Raw genomic sequence first — 21,247 nt, 5'->3', positions numbered from 1 at the left:
AGGACTAGTTATAAGTATATCTTATATTCTAGTAAAAATTAATTTTTCTAGAAAAGAAAAATTCGGAGATTTAAATAATGATTGTAGGAACACGTGGAAGTCAATTGGCTCTTGCTCAAACTACACAAGTCTGTAAGGACTTATCTAGGATTACAGGCGAGAAAATTGATGTTGAAGTTATTAAAACAAAAGGAGATAAAATCACTTCTTCACAACTGTACAATATGGATTCAAAAGGTCTTTTTACCAAGGAACTTGACGTTGCGCTTTTGGAGGAGGAAGTCGACTTTACCGTACACAGTTTTAAGGACCTGCCAACTGAACTTGACGAAGATTTGAAAATCGTTGCTGTTCCAAAACGTGAATCTCCACATGAAGTCCTCATTTCACACAAGTCATGGGATGAGCTGGAAGCCGGATCCAAAATCGGAACAAGCAGCCTTAGAAGGGAAGCTTTTATCAATCACTATGAAAAGGATTTTGAACTTAAACCTATCCGGGGCAATATAGAAACCAGAATAGACAAGGCCCTCAACAGTGATTTGGACGGAACCATTATGGCCGAAGCAGGGCTTAAAAGGTTGAATCTGACCAAATACATTAAGAATGTATTCCCTCTAGATTATTTCACACCACCTGCAGGTCAGGGCGCACTGGCAATAATTACCCGTAAGGACTGTGAATTCAACAGGACTATTGAAAAATTAAATGATTATGTTTCAATGCAAGAAGTACTTGCAGAAAAGAAAGTGCTTGAAGAGCTTGGAGTCGGCTGTCAATGGCCGATTGGAGCAATAGCACGTATGAACGATAAAGAATTTAATATTTATTCAATCTTATTAACTAAACAAGGAGAGATCCTTAAAGAGCAAACTGAGAAAGGTTCAATAAGGGATGCGCTTGAACTTGGCAGGCGTATTGGAGAGCTTTTCGCTGATTACGTATAAACGGAGGAATTGTAGTGAAAACTGTTAAAGTAGGAGTTATCGGAGTAGGAGCGATGGGTGAAAACCACGTCCGTGTATACCACAAAATGGAAGAAGCGGAACTAGTAGCCGTTTCTGACGTTAGTGAAAGAGCACTTAAGAAAATAGAGAAAAAATATGGCGCCAAAGGATATACGGATTATTGCGAACTACTCAAAAATCCGGAAATTGAAGCTGTCAGTGTATGTGTACCGACCACATTCCACCATGCAGTAGTAATGGAAGCAATCAAGGCTAAAAAGCACGTGCTTGTAGAAAAGCCTATCGCATTTACCCTGAATGAAGCGGAAGAAATGATTGCCGCTGCAAAAGAGGCAGGAGTACTTCTTGCAACAGGTCATGTGGAAAGGTTCAATCCAGCAGTTCAAAAGGCTAAGGAACTTATTGATGACGGAGTTATTGGAGATATCGTATCCGCATTTGCAAAACGTGTAGGACCGCTCCCACCAAGAATCAAGGATGTTGGTGTTTCAATAGATTTAGCTATTCACGATTTAGACATTATGAATTATCTTTTCGAAGAGGAAGTCACACAGGTTTACGGAACCATGAACAGCAGTTTTGATGACTCCGAATTCGAAGACCATGCAGAAATCATGGTAAACTTTGACAATGAATCCACAGGTATCATTGAAGTTAACTGGTTAACTCCATACAAACGTAGAGAACTGGAGCTTACCGGTACTGCAGGAATCATTTCCGTGGATTACATCCAGCAAAGTATTGAAGTATACGGTAAATTTGCCCAAGACATTCAAATCAAACATGAAGAACCATTGAAAGGGGAATTGAAATCCTTCCTTAACGCTGTTGTTAATGGTGAAGAACCTGAAATCACCGGTGAAGATGGACTTAAAGCTCTTAAAATGGTTATTGCTGCTAACAGATCTTCAAAAGAACATAAACCAATCAGTTTTGAGGAATTAGAATAAAGGTGATAGTGTGAAAGAAAAATTGATTCAAAGAGCACAAGAACTTAGACAACACGGATTTACAACCGGAGAAATTGCTGACGAACTTAACGTAAGTATGGACACTGCAAGATGGTTGACACTTCAAAAAACAGCTGAAGTTAAAACCGAAGCTCCAGGAGACTTTGCAATTAACTGGAAAAGCATTGGTGGAAATTCCACACGTTTAAGTTATGTTTCAGGTGCCTTAAGCGACATGGCACTTGTACACGGTGATGCGGAAGTCGTCTGTGGAATCGCAGTCAGCGGAATTCCATTCGCTACAGTAATGACCGAATTCATGGAAGACATGACAGGTCTCGACACATCCCTTGCCATTTACCACCCTAACAAACACAGAAAAGATGCTGATGAAAGCGAAGACGAAGGTACAATCAGTATCAACTTCGGTGCTGTGGAAGGCAAGAAAGTTGTTATTGTAGACGACGTAATTACCAGTGGAAAAACCGCTCGTGAAGTCATTCACACTGTAAAAGACCTTGGCGGTGAACCAACCTGTGTCGTCGTACTTATTGATAAGGCAGGACTTTCAGAAATTGAAGGAATTCCTGTAGAATCATTAATTAAAGTTAGTAGAATTTAAATCTACTATCATCTTTTTCTTTTTAACCTAAACATTGCTTTAACCATCCGAAATTGTCTTTAGAAGACACATAATCTTTAAATATAATTAGGAACTAATTTTAACTGTAAAAATAATGAGGTAAAAATGGAAATAACACTACTTCAAAACATGTCCGCAATACTGATTACGGCCGTTATCGTACTTCTGATATTCAACAAGCTGAAGCTGCCGACAATGATCGGCCTATTTATAACCGGAATCGTATTGGGTCATGCAATCAATGACACCACAATGATTTCAAGCCTTTCAGAGCTTGGAGTGATTTTTCTTTTGTTTATTATCGGTCTGGAGTTCTCGGCAGAGAAATTCTCGGCAATCAAACGCTATGCACTGATCGGAGGTATACTCCAGGTAGTTCTCACGACAGTTCTGATATCTGCATTGGGACTTGTTCTGGGTCTTAACATTCAAAGTGCGATATTTTTAGGATTTCTGGTTGCATTTTCATCTACAGCTATCGTGATGAAGGTAATGCAGCAAAGGCACATCACACACTCCGTTCAGGGAAGGGTGACACTTGGTATTTTAATATTTCAGGACATTGCAGTAATCATAGTTATCCTGATAACCCCTCTTCTCGGAGGTCAGGCACTGCATCTAAACACCCTGCCGGAGCTTGTCATTAAGGCCGTGGGGCTTGGAGTGCTTATATTTGTAGGTGCAAAATGGTTCATTCCTCTTGCATTGAGGGATGCCGCCAAAACCAAAAACAGGGATCTGTTCCTTCTTCTGACACTGTTCATATGTATGGGAACCACATTTGCAACAAGCCTTATCGGAATCGGCCCCGAGCTTGGAGCTTTCATTGCAGGGCTTCTGATTTCAAATACAGAATATTCACACCAGACACTGGGCTATATTCAGCCGTTTCAGGACGTCTTCATGAGCCTGTTTTTCATAAGTATAGGGCTGATGGTCAATCTGCATCTGTTTCTTGCAAACATAGGCATTATCGTAGTTTTAACAGTAGTTATTTTGGCGATAAACTTCTCAGCTACACTCCTTACAGGTATGGCTTTGAAACTTCCGAGCAAGGTTTCCATAAGCATTGCAATTCTTTTAAGCCAGATTGGGGAGTTTTCCTTTGTTCTTGCCAAGGAAGGTATGAAATTCGGACTTATGACAAATGAGTTTTTCTCCATATTTCTGAGCGTGAGCATTCTTACGATGTCTTCAACTCCGTTTCTGGAAAAGCTTACCCCTAAAATCGTCAGGGCGTTTTCAAAAATCAGCTATTTCCAGGTGGATGATGAGCTTACACAGATTCCCGAAGAGATTGAGGAGGCTCAGGAAATCCAGGACCATGTCATTCTGGTAGGTATGGGCCTTAACGGAAAGCAGATGGCCAAGGCGTGCAGCGAATTTAAGATTCCCTACCGTATCGTTGACATGAATCCGGTCATCGTTGAAAACCAGCAGGCTCTGGGAATTCCTATTATTTATGGAAAGGCGTCAAATGAAAGCGTTTTAAAGGAATTAAACATTACATCAGCCCAGTGCATTGTCATTTCAGCTTCCACTTACGAGGAAACCCTCAAGACAATTGATTCTGCAAGAAGGCTTAATCCCGACATCCACATTATCGTTCGTACACGTTATCTTAGAAACATAAACGAGGTCATTGAGGCAGGGGCGGATGAGGTAATTCCTAAGGAGTTCGAGACAAGTATCATGATGTTTACAAGAATCATGGACTACTACAACAGGAACAGCGACGAGATAGCCGATGCAGTCAATGATTTAAGATCAGACAACTACGACGCATTCAGAAACGTTACAAGCGATGACATCGAAACCTATCTGAACCACAAGTACACCGACCTTGAAATCGACTCATTGAGGGTGAGCGAGGACACACATCTTGAGGATCTGCCTTTTGAGGAAAACAGTCTTAAAGTTACCGGTGTTGTCCGTGGAGAGGACACTTTTATTGAGGTTGACAATGATTTCAGGTTCCTGGAGGATGATTTGATACTCTTTATCGGCCACAGGGAAAACATCAACAGATTCTTTGAAAACATTTAAATACTATGAGTGCACAATATTAACACAAGGTGATAATAATGTATATAACAATAACTGCCTTTAACAGCTTACACGGAGACAAGCCATTGAAACACAATGGAATTGTCAAATTAGTAAAGGAACCATCAAACCAGTATGATGCAGAAGCAATAGCATGCGAAATGAGACATTTCGGCAAAATAGGCTACGTAGCAAACAGTACAAAAACAGTAGCCATGGGAACCATGAGCGCCGGAAGACTATACGACAAGATAGGCGATGAATACTTCGCAAAAATAAAATTCATCATCAACGCCGTGGCAATTGCTCAAGTGCTTACTCCGGAAGAGTTCATAGATGAAATTGAAAATCCTGAAAGTGACGTTCACTTTTTAAGTGAAAACCTGGAAAAAATAGATCTGGATTTAATTAAAAAAAGCTTTGAAGGTGATTAGATGATAACAATCGAAGACATTGAGCTTTTGGATTATCAGGCACACAAGAACATGGCAATAATCCCTATAAAAACACCGCCAAGCTACAAGTTTGACATACTTACTCTCAAAAAGGGATTCGAGCTTGGCCTTGCCGAAGTAAAGGAATGCGAACATTCAACCGTAAACACACTTATCGTTAAAAACAATGCAGTTACACCGCTGCTTCTTGTTGACGGTGAGGAAATAATCGGAGGAGACCAGAACCGTATCGTCAATGCAACAATCCTCATTGCACCAAACAGTGAGGAGAAGATACCTGTAAACTGTACAGAACATGGACGCTGGGCATACAAAAGCGAATTCAAACAATCCAAATACATGGCAAACTACAGGACACGCTCCGCAAAGGAAAAAGCAGTGCGAGCCAACATGAGCGGACAGCAGGCAGTCTGGGATTCAATTAACGACCTTGAAATGTCACGTTCATTTTCATCCCCAACACAGGCAATGTCTGAAAGCTATGAAAACCTCAAGGTTGACTTGGATGAATTCATATCAAATTTCAAGGCAGTGGACGGCCAGACCGGAGCGGTAATAATCATCGACGGTGAGATAAAAGGCTTTGAGCTTTTTTTAAACTCACAGATTTATCATGAATACCATGAAAAAATCCTTAAAAGCTATCTTATCGACACTGACATTAACGATTCAATATTTACAATCGACACTGACGTTGCAAGAGACCTGATTGTCGAAGCTCTAAGCGTCGAGTATGCAGCCAAAAAAAGCAACGGCCTCGAGGAAGCCTTTGAATTTGAAAACTCAAACGGCCTTGGAACAGCATACATCTACAAGGATGAGCTGCTTCACATGTCATACTTTAAAAACGAAGCTGAAACTGCAAAAAAAGAAGTTACAGATGATGATGTAACTGAAGTTATATTCTAATATTTAACTCATCCATCATCATATCTATTTTTTTATTTAATTTTTTGATTTTTGAGGTTATTTCCTCTTTTTCATTTTTCAAATCCTCTAGTTTTACGAATTCCCCCTCAAAGGTATCGACATATCTTGATACTGAAAGGTTGAATTCCTTGGAGGCTATTTCATCTGTGCCCGCAATGTTTGAAAACCTGTCGACTATTTCACGTTTATGATATATCTCAACGACGTGTCTGATGAATTCCGCATCCAGTGTGAGATTTTTCCTGAAAAGCCCCGGAACCCTGTAGCTTTCACGGACCAGCTTGTATTTGGTTGACAGATCAATGAACATGACATCGTTTCTTAATCTGTTTTTTCTAAATACCACAATGATTTCCGAACTGCGGGGCCTTGTAAGCTCATTTGGAATGCTTATTATTGCATCGATGCAGTTTTTCTCGAATGTCAGATATTTTCTTAAAGTTTGAAGAGTGTTTTTAAACAGGAAACTCTGTGACATTGCAACAACCATGATTCCGTCATCTTTTAGGGAGTCAATGAGATTGATTAAAAACAGGTATTCGCTGTCCTTAAGTGACTCATACTCGCCTTTAAACTGGATTTTTGAATCTGCATCCAAATCCATTCTGTTTACGAGATTTTCAATTGTGTTGTTCATCTCGATGTCGTTTTCAAGAAGTTCTGGATTCATGTTGAACTTGTCTGCCAGGACCTCTTCAAGTTCCTTTCTTTTGTTTCTTTTGGTGATTTCAATCCTTTGAGCCCGGTTCAGCCTTTGGATGTTTTTGCTTGTAAGTGGCGGAATCCTTGATGTTATAACGTCAAATGACGCTCCCCCCACATCTGCAGATTCGAATGGGGATCCGTATTCAAGGAATATGTGGTCCAAATCAAAGAGGTTTATGAATAGCTTGACTATGTTTGAGCAGTATGTTATCTTGTCCTGGCTTTTTGCATAGGTATTTGCCATGAAGTAGTTTTGAGAGCTCAGGTTTATGATTGAGGATGCGTCGCATAAAAATGGATTGTAAATGTCATTGATTGTGTCCTTTTCGCTTTTGACTATGCATGAAAGCATTGATGTGATGTAGTCGGGGTCGGTTTCCACCTCAATGAGCTTGGACTGGCATAATCTGTCATATACCTTGTCGAAGGGAAATTCCTCCTCAAAGATGTCCAGCTTGGATATTGCGAAGATGATTTCCTTTACCATCAGATGGTTTTCCCCTTCAAACTCGTATTTGCTGAAGTTGATTATCTCGCTGACGCTGTCGAATATGAATCTGAAGTACTGCTGGTAGTTGGACCCTTCGACGAATTCGACGTGCTGGGAGAATGCTGTGAAAAACTCGTACAAAAAGAAGTTTTCGGAGTACTTGTTGTTTATGACCTCATCGAAAAAGCAGTCCGGACTGTTAATGTAATATCCGAACATGTGAAATGCGTCATCGCGAAACATTTCCCTGTAGTGCTCCTGTGCATAGGCCTCATCAAGGGTTAGCGCCTTGTCCTGAATCTGGCTTAGGAAATGATCTCTTAGAAGGTCTGAACAGTACTTGTACAAAAATGAGTAGATTACCAGATAGGAGATGTCAGGAGTTATTGAAAACTTTCTGATTTTGGAGAGAATGTTTCTTAATATCTTGTAATTTTTAGAGGTGGGTTTCATATGTTTTCCTCCCAGAGCTTGTTGAGGATTCCTTCCTTGAGACGCCTATCGTATTCGACGACCTTTGAATCCTCTATGATTTTTTCATTGATGGTGTCAAGAAGCTCAGCGTACTTTACCTGGCTTTCATAGTCAGGCAGTGACAGTTCGAGTTCCTTGATCTGCTTTAGTGATGCATGAGGCATCCTTTCGGTGCTTGAAAGTTCGTAGAGCTGTTTTTTGATATGGGCATTGGTGAGCAAGTGAGCTATAAACTGCGGGTGATGGTTTTCTTTAAGGCGGATTATAGCTATTCTGTCACTTACCACCAGGCCTTCACGGCGAACACAAACAACGTCGTAGGGATATGGCATTTTCATCAGGATGTCTCCGGGTCTGGTGAAATGGTGTGGCCTTAGGTGTTTCGGATTGAGCCTGACTGATTCGAAATCTTCGAGTATACCGTCCTTTTTTATTGACCGCTGAAGTATGACGTCAAAATCCTCTCCGTCGTCATCAAGGTATCGTCTGTATGAGAGTCCTGTTGATACATCTGCGATAAATGTCAGTTTTGTTTTGTTCATGTTTACGCCTCTTTAAAGTAAGTGTGGGGGAAGTGGTGAGCTTCCCTAAACAATGAGTCTGGCTGAAATAAGCATTCTATTGGTAAAGTGCATCGACGTCGTCAAGAAGCGGTGTTTCCTTTGCTTCAGACGGGTCAACCTTTTCTGCTGACACTCCACCTATCACTCCTATGCTTTGGATGTTTTCCTTTAGAACAGCGGTTGAGGTTATTCCAGGGCCTTGCGGAGACAGGACGAAGAGGTCCAGGAAGTAATCATCTTCTCCAACGATGAATGCCGGTTCGATCGGTTCGGCAGATTTTGTCTGGACTTTAATCAAGATATGTTTGGCTTCGTTTTCTCCTTCGATGCCTATCTCGTCTCTTATGGTCTGGTCGAGACATTTTACTTTGTCACTCCAGTTTATTGAATGGTTTTGGTTCATATTATCACCTCTATTTTTTTACAATATCCACATTTTGTGGTGTTAGTCGACTACTTATTCTAGGAATAAACTTCCTAAATGCGATTGTATTTTTCTACAAAATACAGGTCGTAATAATAAGTTTGTTATAATAGTATATAAACTTAACGATTTTTTTTAAATTTTCTTAAAAAATTCAACTTATCATCACTCAAACTACATATATCATAGAGATAGTATATAAAGTTTTGCTTTTTCATTGCATATTCTAAGAAAAAACACAAAAATGAGATGGTGCATATGCACAAAAATTAAAAATGTTAAAAAAAAATAGTGAAAAAAAGGCCGGTTAAGCTTCAGCCTTTTGGTCTTTTTTAGTTTTCTTTTTATCGACAATTACCATTTTTTCGTTTTCTTCATCGACTTCCATGATAATTGGCTCTGCTTCAAGTGCACCAGGATCCTTTTCAACGCATTCATTGATCTTGGACTGGATTGCACCGATGTCTTCTGTATCGATTAAATCAACGATTTCCAGTTGCTGCTGAAACCTTTCAACTCCGTCAAGAGGAACGTTTTCAACAAAAGGAATTGCTCCTGTAGCACCGATGATTTTCTTTTTGTCAGGATCAGCGCCGTTTTCGTGAAGTGCCTTGAAACTTTGACCTGTAATGTGGCCCTGCACCTCGGCGCCTGCCAGAATAAGGAATCTTATGTTCGGATTTGATATGATATTTGCAACAACCTTTTCGATACCAAGGTTTTCTGTTTTGCATGGTCCTGCAATGGCCGCACCTGAAAGTTCCGCTTCAATGTGGGAAGCAAGAGTTGTAACTGCAACCGGACTTTCCGGATCGCCAACAATGTAATCTCCACTGATTACCGGCCAGCCGTCTGCAGGAGATTTTTTATCAGCCATGATAATTATCCTCCTAAATTGATTATTTATGAATATATTTTAACAATATTTAAATATTTTGTCACTTATCATGGGTAACAATTATTAGAGATGAAAACAGAACTGATAGCATGAACATTAACATTGAGCTATTCAATTTAATAAATAATGGTCTTGCAAATCCCGTCCTTGACGCCGTCATGCCGGTTTTTACAAACTTCGGAGGACTTCCGGCAGTGGGCATTGCAACACTTCTTGTGTTTCTTTTTACAAGACACTACAAAAAGGACGAGTATTATGAAATTGCAAAGCTGTGCTTGTACTCACTTGTTTTATCCGTCGTTATTGCAGCGGCGCTTAAATTGACTGTCCATGAGCCGAGACCTGGAATTCTTCTTGACAATGTGCGCCAGCTTGTAACACCGACAGAACCATATTCATTTCCATCAGGACACACCTCATCCACATTCAGTGTGATTACAGTTCTTGCAGTGAAACTGCGTGAAAACAAAGCGGTTTTTGGATTATGCCTAGTCTTTGCACTTGCAATTGCATTTTCAAGAGTGTATGTGGGAGCACACTTTCCGCTTGACGTTTTAGCAGGTACATTGGTTGGTGTTGTAAGTGGTGTGGTTGTTTTAAGGTTTAAAAATCAGAAATAAAGTTCGGATGGCTTTCCGATGTATTCGAAATCATCCTTGTTGTTCAGGTATTTGACGCCGATAACCTTTCCGTCGGGAAATACTGTTACGACACTCATTCCGTCATTAACGTCAATGACTATTACTTTTCTGTTGTCATTGCCCTGCGCTTCGATTTTGATAATCTCATCGTTTTGAACAAGTTTTCCTTCTTCAAAATCATCGCTTATGTCTGTTGAAAACCAGTGCTGTGGCAATTTCAACCTTAATCCCAAATCATCTAGTAATTCTTTAACATGCATTTTAAAATCTCCCTCGTTATCTAGATAAAAGTTTAGTTTAATATGTATTTAAAGATATTGTCACTTTACAAGGGGTAAAAGTGACTAAACAATTACATCAGCCTATCTAAAAAATATTTAAATGAGTCATTTCTTTTCACAGCCAAATCAAAATTATAATTATTCATTTCCTAACCCCAGATAATCGTCCACAAATACTTCATCAATCCCCAATTCTTCAATGAATGGCTTGACAATATCATTTTCAATTGGTTTGCTGATATTTGAAAAACCATGTTTGTCTCTTGAGATGAAATAGATATCATTTAACTCACAATATTTTAGAATTTCAGGGCTGTGAGTGGTAATCATGATTTGTTTATTTGCTGAAACTTCCTTCATCATTTCTACAATCTTTATGAAAAATGCAGGATGGATATTTCTTTCAGGTTCTTCAATGAAAATAACATTAGATTTTTCAAAGTATAATGCGATAATCAATGCCATTATATTGCTTGTCCCATCAGAAACCAATGGTGCTGGAATTAAAACATCACTATAAGATTCAAGGAGTGAAAATAATCTTTGGTTATCCATAATCTGTTTAATTTCAACATCATCAATATAAGGAAGAATATTGGATAACAGGTTTAAAAATTTTCTTTTATTTTCCCCATCACCTGCAATCCTATCTAAAACAACAGGTAAAGTATCCCCCAGTTCAGAAAGTTCACTATGGCCATTAATTTTATTGATTGTTTTGCAAAATTTAGGATCAAAATTGTAAAACTTTAAATTTTTAAAAAAAGACGCCCATGAAACTGGTGTGGACGCCAATGCTGAATTTATCATCAATGCAGTTTCATTTTTTAAATTATTATTAACAATATTTAACAAAGATTGTGGAATAAATGCCTCCAAAAGAACATATTCTTCAGATTTTTCAAAATCAATGGAAACGTTACCTTTCAGATTTCTTAAATATAATGCATTTTCTGATAACAGCTCATCATTTTCATCATTGAAAACCTTGAACTCGATTTTGACAATTTCATTTAAAATTTCACATAGGTTATCATCATCAATATTGAACATTAATCCATATTCGATTTTATTAAAATCAACCTTAAGAAAAATATTTCCGTCAATTGATTTGCAGAATTCGGGAATTGATACTGGAAAATCATATCCGACTTTTAAAAAGGAGGGTTCATCCCCTGAATTTAAATTGAAATTCCTTAAAAATGAACCGCCATGTTTATTAATGCCATTTTCAAAATCCATAGAGATATCCTTTAAAAATTTAAAAATTTCAATAAAATTGGATTTGCCTGATGCACATGCCCCAATCAGAACGTTGAAATTATTTAAAGAAACAAACTGGTCATTGAAACTTTTTAAATTCTTAATTTTTATTTCAGATATCATTGTATCAAATTCCAAATTATTTTCGAAACAGCACATAAAACTGTAAATTAACTAAATAATTTTCTTTTGTTAAAACTGTAAATATTTTTTCTTTAATTTTACAACAATTTTACGTATAAGAAGCAATTTTACAAAAATATAACAATTATATTGTTAAAACAATGCTAAACAAGGAAGTGAACCTTGCCCTTGTCAATGTCATCGAGAGTGTGGGCTTCGGGAATGTCATCGGAATGGCCAAGCGCCATAATGCCTGCAATTCTGTAGTGCTCGTCAATCTTTAAAATGTCCCTGACAACTTCCTCAGCATATACTCCATCCTTTTTTCTCATGTGAATCTGAACCCAGCAGCTTGCAAGATTCAAATCGGTTGCGGCAAGATGAAGATAAGTTAAAACGATTGATGAATCCTCACACCATGTGTCGCTTATCATGGTATCTGCAATGACAACGATTGCCTTGTCGGCATCTGCAAGAAGTTCAGCCCCATGGTCTTTTGCCTGTGAGAGCTGTTTTAAAGTTTCCTTTCTCTCAACAACCATAAGATTTATCGGCTTTCTGTTCATGCTTGAGGGTGCAAGAAGTCCTGCCTGCAGAACCTTGTCCAGTTCATCTCTGGTGATTTTTTCGCCGTTGAATTTTCTAGTTGACCTTCTTTTAAGTAAAACATCCATGAATTCCATGGTTAAAATTAGTATTTTGAAATATTTAATAATAGGTGTCGAGTCTGAGTATTTCCTCAACTACCCTTTTTGAGTTGTTGCGGTCAATGTATTTGAAAAACTCATCCACCCTTCTTTCATATTCCTCATCCATCTGACAGCCGTTGGCGATGATTCTTAAAATTTCGGCTTTAAGATCCTCGTGTGACCTTGCCACCGGTCCGAAACCGTCACGCTCATACTGGAAATAAGCCTCCTCGACGTTGAAGTGGTAGTTGTTGTCAAACTGATAGTATATGAGAGGCTTTTTGAGATATGCAAAATCAAAAGCTATTGAAGAGTAGTCAGTGACAATAAGGGAGGAATTGTTGAAGGTTTCCGTATAGTTTTTCAGGTTCAAATCAAAAATGACATCGGGATGCTTTGTAAAAGTTGAGACGAACTTGTGGAGGTTTCTGTGGGGCTTGAAAATCACTTTATATCCGTGCTGCTTTGCGAAATTTATTATTTCCTCATCGCATAAAAGCTCGTTGAAGTGTTTGTAGAAGTTGGTTTTTACAAAATCCTCGGCTGAAAGCTGGTCAAGCTGGCGCCTCCATGACGGCATCAGGACAATTTCCTTTCTGTCATGGTTTTCAAGCTTATCGAATCTTGGAAAACCTAAGGTTTTGATGATATCCGGTGAATATCCGTAGTCGGGATTTTTAAATGATTCCTTTTCTGCGTCTGAGACTGTTGAAAGCATTGCCAAGGGTTTATCGAATTCATTTAACCATTCTGAAACGTTGTCCTTTGTAACCCCATGCTGGAGAAAAACGGTTTTGGGTTTCATAAGCCCTGAAAGGTGGGCGTAGTTACCCCAGAACGGGTAGATTATAGTGTTGTCGGGGTGTGATGTGATGATGAATTCGCAAAATATTGTGTAGAGCCTGTGCTTCAGTGACCTGTAGGCAATGACTTTTCCTATCTTTTCAAGTTCCCGGAACTGCTCTGATTTTTCAGCCAGTGATAAAAGACGCTTGATCTTGTCTAATTTGGAACCTGTAAGGTAATCGTATTCCTTTTGCGGGGAAATCTCTAAAACAAATGCGGGCTTTACATTAATATCTATGGAATTTACGTATTTGAAAAGTTCCAGTGCGTTGTCTCCTGCAACCTGCGGAAGGTCCATGAAAAGCCAGATGCGCTTGTTTCTGTAAAACGGATATGCAAGAATATTGAGCCCCCTTAATAAAACTCCAGTCACCCATCCCTGGGAGCGGTTTTTAAGCATTTTAAAAAGTGTTTTAGCCTCAAGCTTAAATGCTGATGCAACTGACTTATTAATTATTTCAATGCGGTTTTTTTCAGCAACTGCAATATGGTTTTTTGAGAGCTTGTATCCTGAAACCTCATTTAATCTTGATGTCTGATTATATTCAATGTTTAAAGGACCATTTTGAGTTTTGAATGAAATTACAGTACCCTTTTTATATGGCATGGTCACCTTGAAGCAGTGATTGAATCCGTAGTTGAAGTCCAGTGAATAGTTGTCCCTTTGAGGATAGTTCATTGGAGTTGTTGGAATCTCCCTCCCGTCAACAACTGCTGTGATTTGGGTGTCTTCGGTGAAATTTGTAAGGATTCCGTCGATTTTGACTTCATGGTCGTTTAGGAAATGGAAATTGTCCACAAACATTGTGTTTAGATTGAAGTTGTCAATGACGCTGGCCTTGTCATTTAGATAGTCCCATCCGTGACGCTTCATGAGAATTACATGGGCCTTTAAAGCAGCCGGAATTGACCTCTGGTTGAGAATGACATCCTCATCGACATATGAGAGAATCTCCATAATCTTGGTGTAGAGAGTTCTCATCTCATCCTTGTCCAGAAGAGTGTGGATTTTTCTAATCTCCACAATCCACTGCAGGTCATACATCAGCACATACTGGATGAATTTCGGAATCTCTCTGAACTTGGATTTTGCATATGCAATCAGTTTCAGGAAGTATTCGTCAATTCTTGTTGTGAAGTATGATTTAGTGCTTGCTGATGAGGTGATAAGTGAATTCTGGGTTCCGTCCTTTCTGTAGTGATAGGTATGCTTTGAGAGAAATCCCAGAAGGGGATTGTTTAAAAGCATCTGGTTAATTAGAAGTGCATCCTCTGAAACCCTCAGATTTTCATTGAACTGGAACTTTTTAACCAAATCTGCCCTGAAAAACGCTGAGGCACCGGAAAGCTGAATGTACTGCGGGTCTGTGATTACATTTATTACCTGATCCTTTTCATACTTGAAGTTGAGGTTATGGTCTCCCCTTTTGACTCCAAAGTATTTTATCGGAATGGATGCGATGTTGACCTCGTAGTATTCATCTAGAAAATCACATGCCGCCTTGAATGCGTGCCTTGACATATAATCGTCACTGTCATGGAAGTTGACATATTCACCTGTGACATGTTTGAGGCCCTGATTTCGGGAATATGAAGAGCCCCTGTTAATTTCATTTCTGATTAGAGTGATGTTTTTGGGGTATTTTTTCTGGTATTTTTCAAGAATTTCAAGTGTGTTGTCACTGCTTTTATCATCAACAAGTATCAATTGTATGTTTTCCTCAAATCCGAGGCTCTGGTTGATGATTGATTCTATTGCCTGGCTTACATATTTTTCCTTATTGTAGACCGCCATGACAACTGATATTTTAAAAGCCAAATTGAAATCCTCCTATACCACTATATAAGATAAACATATTATTTAAACAATAGCAAAGTTAAGAAATGGCTAAACAAAATCAGCGATTCAGCAAACGATTTCCTCAATAGTGTCTAACTTGTCGCATTCAATTGAAATCAGCTTGTCATCTTTAACATAGTCAAAGTGGTATCTTGGAAATGTCTTGTTCCATGCGCCGTAGTGGACTGAAGTTGTTTTGTATATTCCGTCGATGCCGTTTATGCTTTTATCCTGCCATGAGCCGTCATTGAAATCATTTAATTCAAAACTTTCATTGAACTCATAAACGCTTATCGACAAAAGAAGCATGTCGTTTTGATGAAATGTCTTTTCATATTTCACTGCCTGATGGTCGGCTATGCTTGTCTGGCTGCATTGGGTGCGGTTGTCGTCTTCTAGAAATTCCCATGAGACTGTGAAATTGACAGGACCTACTTCGACTTCTCTCGGGTCTGCAAGATGAAAACGATCCCCGTATGGAATCGGAGAGTTTAGAAATGTTGCAAAAAAGAGTATGAACATTGCAGATGAAAACACTATTGTAAATATTGTCCTTTTATCCATCACATCACCAACAGGTAATATATTCTTTACCAAAATATTTAATGTTTTTCACTCTGAAAAATGGTCAGTAATTTACTATGTTAATCCTTACATTAACGATTGATATTTTTGATATATGATGACATTAACATGAGTATAATTTAGGCATCTTTTAAAATAAGTTAAATATGGTGTTAAAGTTAAATTTTAAAATAACGTGATGTAGATAAAAAAAGTAAGAAATGATAATTTAGTCATTTGCTAAATTATCAAAGTATCCCTGAATGAATACTACCGGAGTTCCCTTGTCCCCGGAACCGCTTGTCAGGTCACAGAGTGAACCGATTAAATCTGTCAGTACCCTTGGAGTGGTACCTTCAGTAATCATCTGACCGGTCAAATCCTTGTCCTTGTTTCTGATTTCTTCCTTGATTGCCTCTTTAAGCTCATCACCCCTTAAATCAGCGAACTTGTTATCAGAAACATATTTAAGCTTAATTTCATTTGGAGTACCGATTAAACCGTCAGTGTGTGCAGGTGAAACGACAGGGTCAGCCAGCTCCCAGATTTTTCCAACAGGATCCTTGAATGCACCGTCACCATAAACCATGACCTCAATCTGTTTACCTGTAATGTCAATAAGCCTTTTTTGGACTTCTTTGACCAGTTTGTCACCGGTTTTAGGGAAGAGTTTGAGTTTTTCTTCAGTTGCCTTGTTTGAACCTAAAAGACCGTATTGCGGATTGAATCCTGAACCGTCAACAGGTTCTGTTAAAATTTGATGCAGGCCGTAAACGTTAGCTCCAAGGTCTTTTAAAAGTGCAACAGTCTTGCCCCTTGTGTGAATGTCACAGGTTAAAACATCTTTTGAGTAGTCAAGGATAGTCTTGACATCGTTTGAAAATACGAATTCAACTTCACAGTCTTCGCTTTCAATAAGCTCACGGTAAAAGTCAATCATGTTGATTCCGGTAAACGGATGAATCCATGAACCGAAAGTCTCTTTATAATCATCTTCTGAAATAACGCTTCCAAGGTGGAAATCGCTTTCAGCTAAAATCTCTTCATCCAAAATTCCGTTACCGACCTCATCGGCAGGGAAAGTGGTTTGAAGGACAATCTTGTCCATTCCTCTTGCAATACCTTTTAAAACAATTGAAAATCTGTTTCTACTTAAAATCGGGTTTACAACTCCAATGCTTTTTGACGGGAATTTTTCCTGCAGGTCTTTTGCAACATCATCGACAGTCACATAATTTCCTTCTGAAATTCCAACAACAGCTTCAGTGATTGCGACAACGTCCTTGTCTTTAAATTCAAATCCTTCGCTTTCTTTTGCATTCATTAATGAATCTACAACTATAGTGGCCAAATCGTCGTTCTCTTTAATAATAGGTGTCCTTATACCACGTACAACAGTACCAACACATCTCATATTTAATACTCCTTATAAGTATAAATGTTGATTGGAAAATATTTCCAACAACCCATATATCATATATTTTTTAAAATATATAAAAATTTAGATTTTGAATACAGTGCAATTTTTTACATTAAAAATTGAATATATAGGTTATCGTTATGTGACTTCCTTTTTCCTGTTCATCAAAATTCCAACCAAAATTATTACCAGAAGATATCCGACAAGCAGATTAGGATAGAGATACCTGGTCAGCTGAGCCGGTATTGAAACGAATACTATTGCTATATTCAGCAGGTTCGGAAGATAAATCAGCCATAAATCCTTGACCCTTGTAATCCAATACAGCACCGCCAGAATAATCATTGCCAGATACATGTATAATGCAGGGCTGTCAAACAGTGCATACAATACAGGATTATCCTTTGCAAAATAAACCCAATTGTTCAATGCCCCATATTCAGGAGATGAGATATGCAGCGAAGTTACATTGTCGAAATCCGCCGCAGGAACCTTATTCCTTTTATTGTAAAAGCCATCCCTGTGACCTGTGTTGTTTGTATCATATACCTGGCCGTTGGCATGCTGCCACTCGCTATCCCAAGTAATTTGCCATACGATTGGAGCGGAATGAAGAAGATATGTGATAAAATGCACAGGATGCTTAAGGGAATATCCGATAGCCATTTTGATGTATGTTCCCTTGTCCTTTTTCCATACGTCCTTATGCAGTATATCGTTACGTGTGGGATCTTTCCAGAACACACTGTAATATTCCTTTGAGTTGTTTTTATCTACAAATTTGTGCAGTGTGACTTCATCGGATGAGTCTATCTTATTGTTCACGTCATAATCAGCCAGCATATGCCCAACCATAAGACAAAGTGCATCATCACGGCGGTCCTCAACATCATAAGCAATGTTCAATGAGGCTATAATCAGAATAAACACTATGGTCAATGCCGGAATCAGTGCCACAATCTTGATGTCCCTGTTTTTCAGATACATCCATATTGCAAGAATCACTAAAAATACTAAAACCAAAACCATACCGTTGTATCTTAGCTGTGCAAGGAATGCCAAAACAACTGAAAGAGCAATTGCAAATGGATATCCCACAATTCCCCTTCTGTCTATCAGCACCTCCATCATGAAACACAGCATCAGCAGAAGATAGCTGAAGAGAATGTCCTTTTGGAGATTGAGTGAAAAGATGGGGTTTATTGGAATCAGCGCAATTACCAATGTGATTATAAGCTGTACGGCAAATGTTTTTTTTCCTTTTTGAGAGTCGTCCCTGTTGTATTTGCATATAATCATCCAGAATGCTGAAAATGTGACAATCTGGAGAGCTGCAACCGATGCTGGGCTTGCATAAACCTTCAGACACAGCATCTCAATGAATGTGTGGAAAAAGGGATGCCAGCTGTCAAACTGCCCGGTTGCAATCTGGTGCAGCTGATTGTATGAATCAAATGCAAGAATTCCGGGATTAAAAACGTGAAGATACAATGAGAATACGATGAACGGTATTAAAAAGATTAACAAATCCCTACGGTTCAGCGTCTTGACTTTTGAAATGCAATCTGATACTTCGAACATGAGAATTTATATATATTTTTTATAATAAATATGTAATGTTTAAGTTAATTATTAATCATTTTTGGATTATTTTTCAATACATTATTCTCACAATACATAAATAAGATTATAAGAATATATTATATTAGTTAATTTTTAAATCGTGTTTATTATGAAAACGGCCATTCTAATCCCATGCTACAACGAATCAAAAACTATCGAAAAGGTAGTGACTGATTTTAAAAGGGTCATGCCCCATGCCGACATCTATGTCTATGACAACAACTCCACCGACGGCACAGAAAGGATTGCAAGGGATGCCGGAGCCATCGTTCGCCATGAATACAAACAGGGAAAAGGGAATGTCGTAAGGTCAATGTTTCGCCAGATTACTGCAGACTGCTATATCCTTGTTGACGGTGACGACACATACCCTGCAGAGGACGCTCCTGAAATCGAAAGGATGATTTTAAGCGGCGAGGCAGACATGGTCATCGGCGACAGGCTTTCATCAACATACTTTGAGGAAAACGACAGGCGCTTTCACAACACAGGAAACAGAATGGTTCGAAAATTCATAAATCTCTTTTTCAAAAGTGATTTGAAGGACATCATGACCGGAATGCGAGGGTTCAACTACAATTTCGTGAAGTCATTCCCAATCCAGTCCAAGGGATTTGAGATTGAAACCGAAATGAGCGTTTTTGCACTCATAAACAACTTCCAGATTCATGAAATCCCGGTCGACTACAGGGACAGGATTGAAGGAAGCGAATCCAAGCTGAACACATTCAGGCACGGCTATAAGGTGCTTGTGATGATTGCAGCATTGATTAGGGATGAAAGGCCACTTTTATTTTTCACAGCGATTTCACTGATACTTCTTGTGATTGCCGGAATCTATTTCTTCCCGATATTATTCAAGTACTTCTCAACAGGCTACGTCCTTAAAATCCCGACACTGATTGTGATATCAACCGTCGTCATCATTGCAACAGTCATCTTCTTTACCGGAGTGATTCTGCATGTCCTAAAAAGGCAGCACAGGGACGAGCTGGAGCATCACATGATTCTTTTGAATGAACTTAAGGATGAATGAATTTTACATTGATAACTAAAAAAAAGAATTAAAGCAGTTTTCTTATCTCATCAAGATTTCTCTCGATGAACTCGGCATTTTTTGGGTCGGCCAGTATCTTGAACTGTTTTTTGTCTGTCTTTTCGAATACCTCGCCCATCACTGACTGAATCTCACTGACATCGCTGTTTAGAATAACGTCCAATGTGTGTTTGTGATGGTCGTTCATGTTTGCCAATCTTGGCCTGATTTGTGATTCGAATTTTCCGACGAGGTTTGAATTCCTTTTTGCCATCCTTCCCAAAAGGAATGCGGGAACCTTTGAGGCGAGATGCTCATATCTCATGACATCGTCGCAGGTAAGTTTATCGCTCATAATATCACAACTAAATATTGTATTAAAAAGTATAAATAGATTTACCTGATGGCAAAGCGGTTCTTGTCTGAAAGAAGAAATGTTGACCAGAGATACTCAACCACATCGCCTGGGTCTTCAAGGCCGTTGAGGTCACTTTCAAGGTCATCCAAATCAAGGGTGTTTTCATCAGGACTGTAGACAAAGAGCTCCGAATCAGATTTTGACATTTTCTCGATTTCTTCTTCGCTCCAGCCGTGATTTGAATGGGGAGTCCAGAAGGTATCCTCATGAATCAGCCTTAAAGGCGCTCCAGCTTCGGTTGTGTTTGAGCGGACAGTCTTGTTTGAAACCACGCTTCCAGCTCCGATGATGGCACCTGAACCTATTTTTGATCCCTTGAAAACCATTGCGTTCTGGCCGAACCAAACATGGTCGCCGACGTATATGCTTCTTGCATAGTTGAGTCTGTCTTTTTTATCAGCATGGTAGATGCAGTGGCCGTCTGAGGTCCTGAAAACCACATTGTATGATATGAAGCAGTTGTCGCCCAAAACGATGTTTTTGGCCTCTGACAAGACAAAAGTTGTCCTGCCGTTGAAGAAATTGTTCTTCCCGATAAAGCAGGTGTTGTTCTTGTGAAGTGCAATGTTAACTGAATAGTCATAGCAGCTTTGAGAAAGGTATAAAACGGAATTGTCGAGGTTGAAGTCTATTCTGGAGTTCCACAGATGAACCCCCTCCTCACAAATTAGAATATTGTTCTTTCCTGTGAAATTGATTTGGGAGTTTGTCATCTCTGGAAGTTCACCGACAAACTCGTTTTCACCTAAATCCAAAAGTTGATTAGAATCAGTTATCTGCACGATTATTCACCTGAAAATAAGTATTACAATTATTGTTTTTGTTTTAGGAGTTATATAATTATTGTCTTAAATTGAACTTCCCTGTCTTTGAGAAGACAGGGATTCGCAAACCCAAAAAAAGATATTTTTTTGGGGATATTTTTTACTGCACCGTCGTTCCGACGATTTTTAATCC

21 protein-coding genes are annotated in these 21,247 nt (G+C 38.8%); 8 read left to right on the top strand and 13 right to left on the bottom strand.

All coding sequences use genetic code 11. From position 1 onward, the window contains the following. Positions 1-77: 77 nt before the first annotated feature. The 6 genes from hemC (at position 78) to E7Z81_RS10840 (ending at position 5,971) form a co-directional block, all read left to right on the top strand. Positions 78-947: a hydroxymethylbilane synthase gene (gene hemC / locus E7Z81_RS10865; RefSeq protein WP_292747710.1), complete on the top strand. Its 870-nt coding sequence runs from the start codon at positions 78-80 to the stop codon at positions 945-947. A gap of 14 nt (positions 948-961) precedes the next feature. Then, the gene (locus E7Z81_RS10860; RefSeq protein ID WP_292747708.1) at positions 962-1,918 is read left to right on the top strand and encodes a Gfo/Idh/MocA family oxidoreductase; all 957 of its coding nucleotides are present in this window, start codon (positions 962-964) and stop codon (positions 1,916-1,918) included. A 10-nt stretch (positions 1,919-1,928) separates the two neighbouring features. Next, positions 1,929-2,540, top strand: coding sequence for an orotate phosphoribosyltransferase-like protein (locus E7Z81_RS10855; RefSeq protein WP_292747706.1), 612 nt, complete (start codon positions 1,929-1,931; stop codon positions 2,538-2,540). A gap of 126 nt (positions 2,541-2,666) precedes the next feature. Further along, positions 2,667-4,607 carry a cation:proton antiporter gene (locus E7Z81_RS10850; RefSeq protein ID WP_292747704.1) on the top strand — a complete coding sequence of 647 codons (1,941 nt, stop codon included), beginning with the start codon at positions 2,667-2,669 and terminating at the stop codon, positions 4,605-4,607. A gap of 38 nt (positions 4,608-4,645) precedes the next feature. Beyond that, positions 4,646-5,041 (top strand): HIRAN domain-containing protein, encoded by a 396-nt coding sequence (locus E7Z81_RS10845; protein ID WP_292747701.1) that lies wholly within the window; start codon positions 4,646-4,648, stop codon positions 5,039-5,041. Then, the gene (locus tag E7Z81_RS10840; protein ID WP_292747698.1) at positions 5,042-5,971 is read left to right on the top strand and encodes a DUF6569 family protein; all 930 of its coding nucleotides are present in this window, start codon (positions 5,042-5,044) and stop codon (positions 5,969-5,971) included. Here E7Z81_RS10840 and E7Z81_RS10835 read toward each other — a convergent pair. From E7Z81_RS10835 to mtrA, 4 genes are all read right to left on the bottom strand, one after another. Continuing rightward, positions 5,961-7,640, bottom strand: a complete 1,680-nt coding sequence (locus tag E7Z81_RS10835) for an N-6 DNA methylase (RefSeq protein WP_292747696.1) — start codon at positions 7,638-7,640, stop codon at positions 5,961-5,963. The two genes, E7Z81_RS10840 and E7Z81_RS10835, sit on opposite strands and share 11 nt — an antisense overlap. Continuing rightward, positions 7,637-8,203 (bottom strand): restriction endonuclease subunit S, encoded by a 567-nt coding sequence (locus tag E7Z81_RS10830; protein WP_292747693.1) that lies wholly within the window; start codon positions 8,201-8,203, stop codon positions 7,637-7,639. The genes E7Z81_RS10835 and E7Z81_RS10830 overlap by 4 nt, the downstream gene beginning before the upstream one ends. A gap of 76 nt (positions 8,204-8,279) precedes the next feature. Then, entirely contained in the window at positions 8,280-8,627 is a 348-nt protein-coding gene (locus E7Z81_RS10825) for a hypothetical protein (RefSeq protein WP_292747690.1), read from the bottom strand. Between the two features lie 328 nt (positions 8,628-8,955). Beyond that, the gene (mtrA, locus tag E7Z81_RS10820) at positions 8,956-9,525 is read right to left on the bottom strand and encodes a tetrahydromethanopterin S-methyltransferase subunit A (protein WP_292747688.1); all 570 of its coding nucleotides are present in this window, start codon (positions 9,523-9,525) and stop codon (positions 8,956-8,958) included. A gap of 110 nt (positions 9,526-9,635) precedes the next feature. Between mtrA and E7Z81_RS10815 the strand changes: the two genes are divergently transcribed. After that, positions 9,636-10,166, top strand: a complete 531-nt coding sequence (locus tag E7Z81_RS10815) for a phosphatase PAP2 family protein (protein WP_292747685.1) — start codon at positions 9,636-9,638, stop codon at positions 10,164-10,166. Here E7Z81_RS10815 and E7Z81_RS10810 read toward each other — a convergent pair. The 7 genes from E7Z81_RS10810 to E7Z81_RS10780 form a co-directional block, all read right to left on the bottom strand. Beyond that, positions 10,157-10,447 carry a hypothetical protein gene (locus E7Z81_RS10810; protein ID WP_292747682.1) on the bottom strand — a complete coding sequence of 97 codons (291 nt, stop codon included), beginning with the start codon at positions 10,445-10,447 and terminating at the stop codon, positions 10,157-10,159. The genes E7Z81_RS10815 and E7Z81_RS10810 overlap by 10 nt on opposite strands. Before the next feature lie 159 nt (positions 10,448-10,606). After that, on the bottom strand, positions 10,607-11,890 hold the full coding sequence (locus tag E7Z81_RS10805; protein WP_292747680.1) for an AAA family ATPase: 1,284 nt from the start codon (positions 11,888-11,890) through the stop codon (positions 10,607-10,609). Between the two features lie 128 nt (positions 11,891-12,018). Then, a complete protein-coding gene (locus E7Z81_RS10800; protein WP_292747678.1) occupies positions 12,019-12,537 on the bottom strand; it encodes a nitroreductase family protein in 519 nt (172 codons plus the stop codon). Between the two features lie 25 nt (positions 12,538-12,562). After that, positions 12,563-15,208: a CDP-glycerol glycerophosphotransferase family protein gene (locus tag E7Z81_RS10795; RefSeq protein WP_292747675.1), complete on the bottom strand. Its 2,646-nt coding sequence runs from the start codon at positions 15,206-15,208 to the stop codon at positions 12,563-12,565. 87 nt (positions 15,209-15,295) lie between these two features. Next, the gene (locus E7Z81_RS10790; protein WP_292747672.1) at positions 15,296-15,793 is read right to left on the bottom strand and encodes a hypothetical protein; all 498 of its coding nucleotides are present in this window, start codon (positions 15,791-15,793) and stop codon (positions 15,296-15,298) included. A 229-nt stretch (positions 15,794-16,022) separates the two neighbouring features. Then, positions 16,023-17,207 carry a coenzyme F420-0:L-glutamate ligase gene (locus tag E7Z81_RS10785; protein ID WP_292747669.1) on the bottom strand — a complete coding sequence of 395 codons (1,185 nt, stop codon included), beginning with the start codon at positions 17,205-17,207 and terminating at the stop codon, positions 16,023-16,025. 144 nt (positions 17,208-17,351) lie between these two features. Further along, a complete protein-coding gene (locus E7Z81_RS10780) occupies positions 17,352-18,794 on the bottom strand; it encodes a hypothetical protein (RefSeq protein WP_292747666.1) in 1,443 nt (480 codons plus the stop codon). A gap of 151 nt (positions 18,795-18,945) precedes the next feature. On the opposite strand from E7Z81_RS10780, the gene E7Z81_RS10775 reads away from it, so the two are divergent. Continuing rightward, complete coding sequence (locus E7Z81_RS10775) at positions 18,946-19,872, top strand: glycosyltransferase family 2 protein (protein WP_292747663.1); 927 nt, start codon at positions 18,946-18,948, stop codon at positions 19,870-19,872. 28 nt (positions 19,873-19,900) lie between these two features. Here E7Z81_RS10775 and E7Z81_RS10770 read toward each other — a convergent pair whose 3' ends face one another. Both E7Z81_RS10770 and E7Z81_RS10765 read right to left on the bottom strand, forming a co-directional pair. Continuing rightward, the gene (locus E7Z81_RS10770) at positions 19,901-20,227 is read right to left on the bottom strand and encodes a hypothetical protein (RefSeq protein ID WP_292747661.1); all 327 of its coding nucleotides are present in this window, start codon (positions 20,225-20,227) and stop codon (positions 19,901-19,903) included. A 41-nt stretch (positions 20,228-20,268) separates the two neighbouring features. Continuing rightward, positions 20,269-21,072: an acyltransferase gene (locus tag E7Z81_RS10765; protein WP_292747658.1), complete on the bottom strand. Its 804-nt coding sequence runs from the start codon at positions 21,070-21,072 to the stop codon at positions 20,269-20,271. Positions 21,073-21,247 lie beyond the last annotated feature (175 nt).

The sequence above is a fragment of the Methanobrevibacter sp. genome, assembly GCF_015062935.1.
Taxonomy (GTDB): Archaea; Methanobacteriota; Methanobacteria; order Methanobacteriales; family Methanobacteriaceae; genus Methanocatella.
Note: the sequence above shows the minus strand (reverse complement) of the source record. Positions and strands in the feature narration are given on the sequence as shown.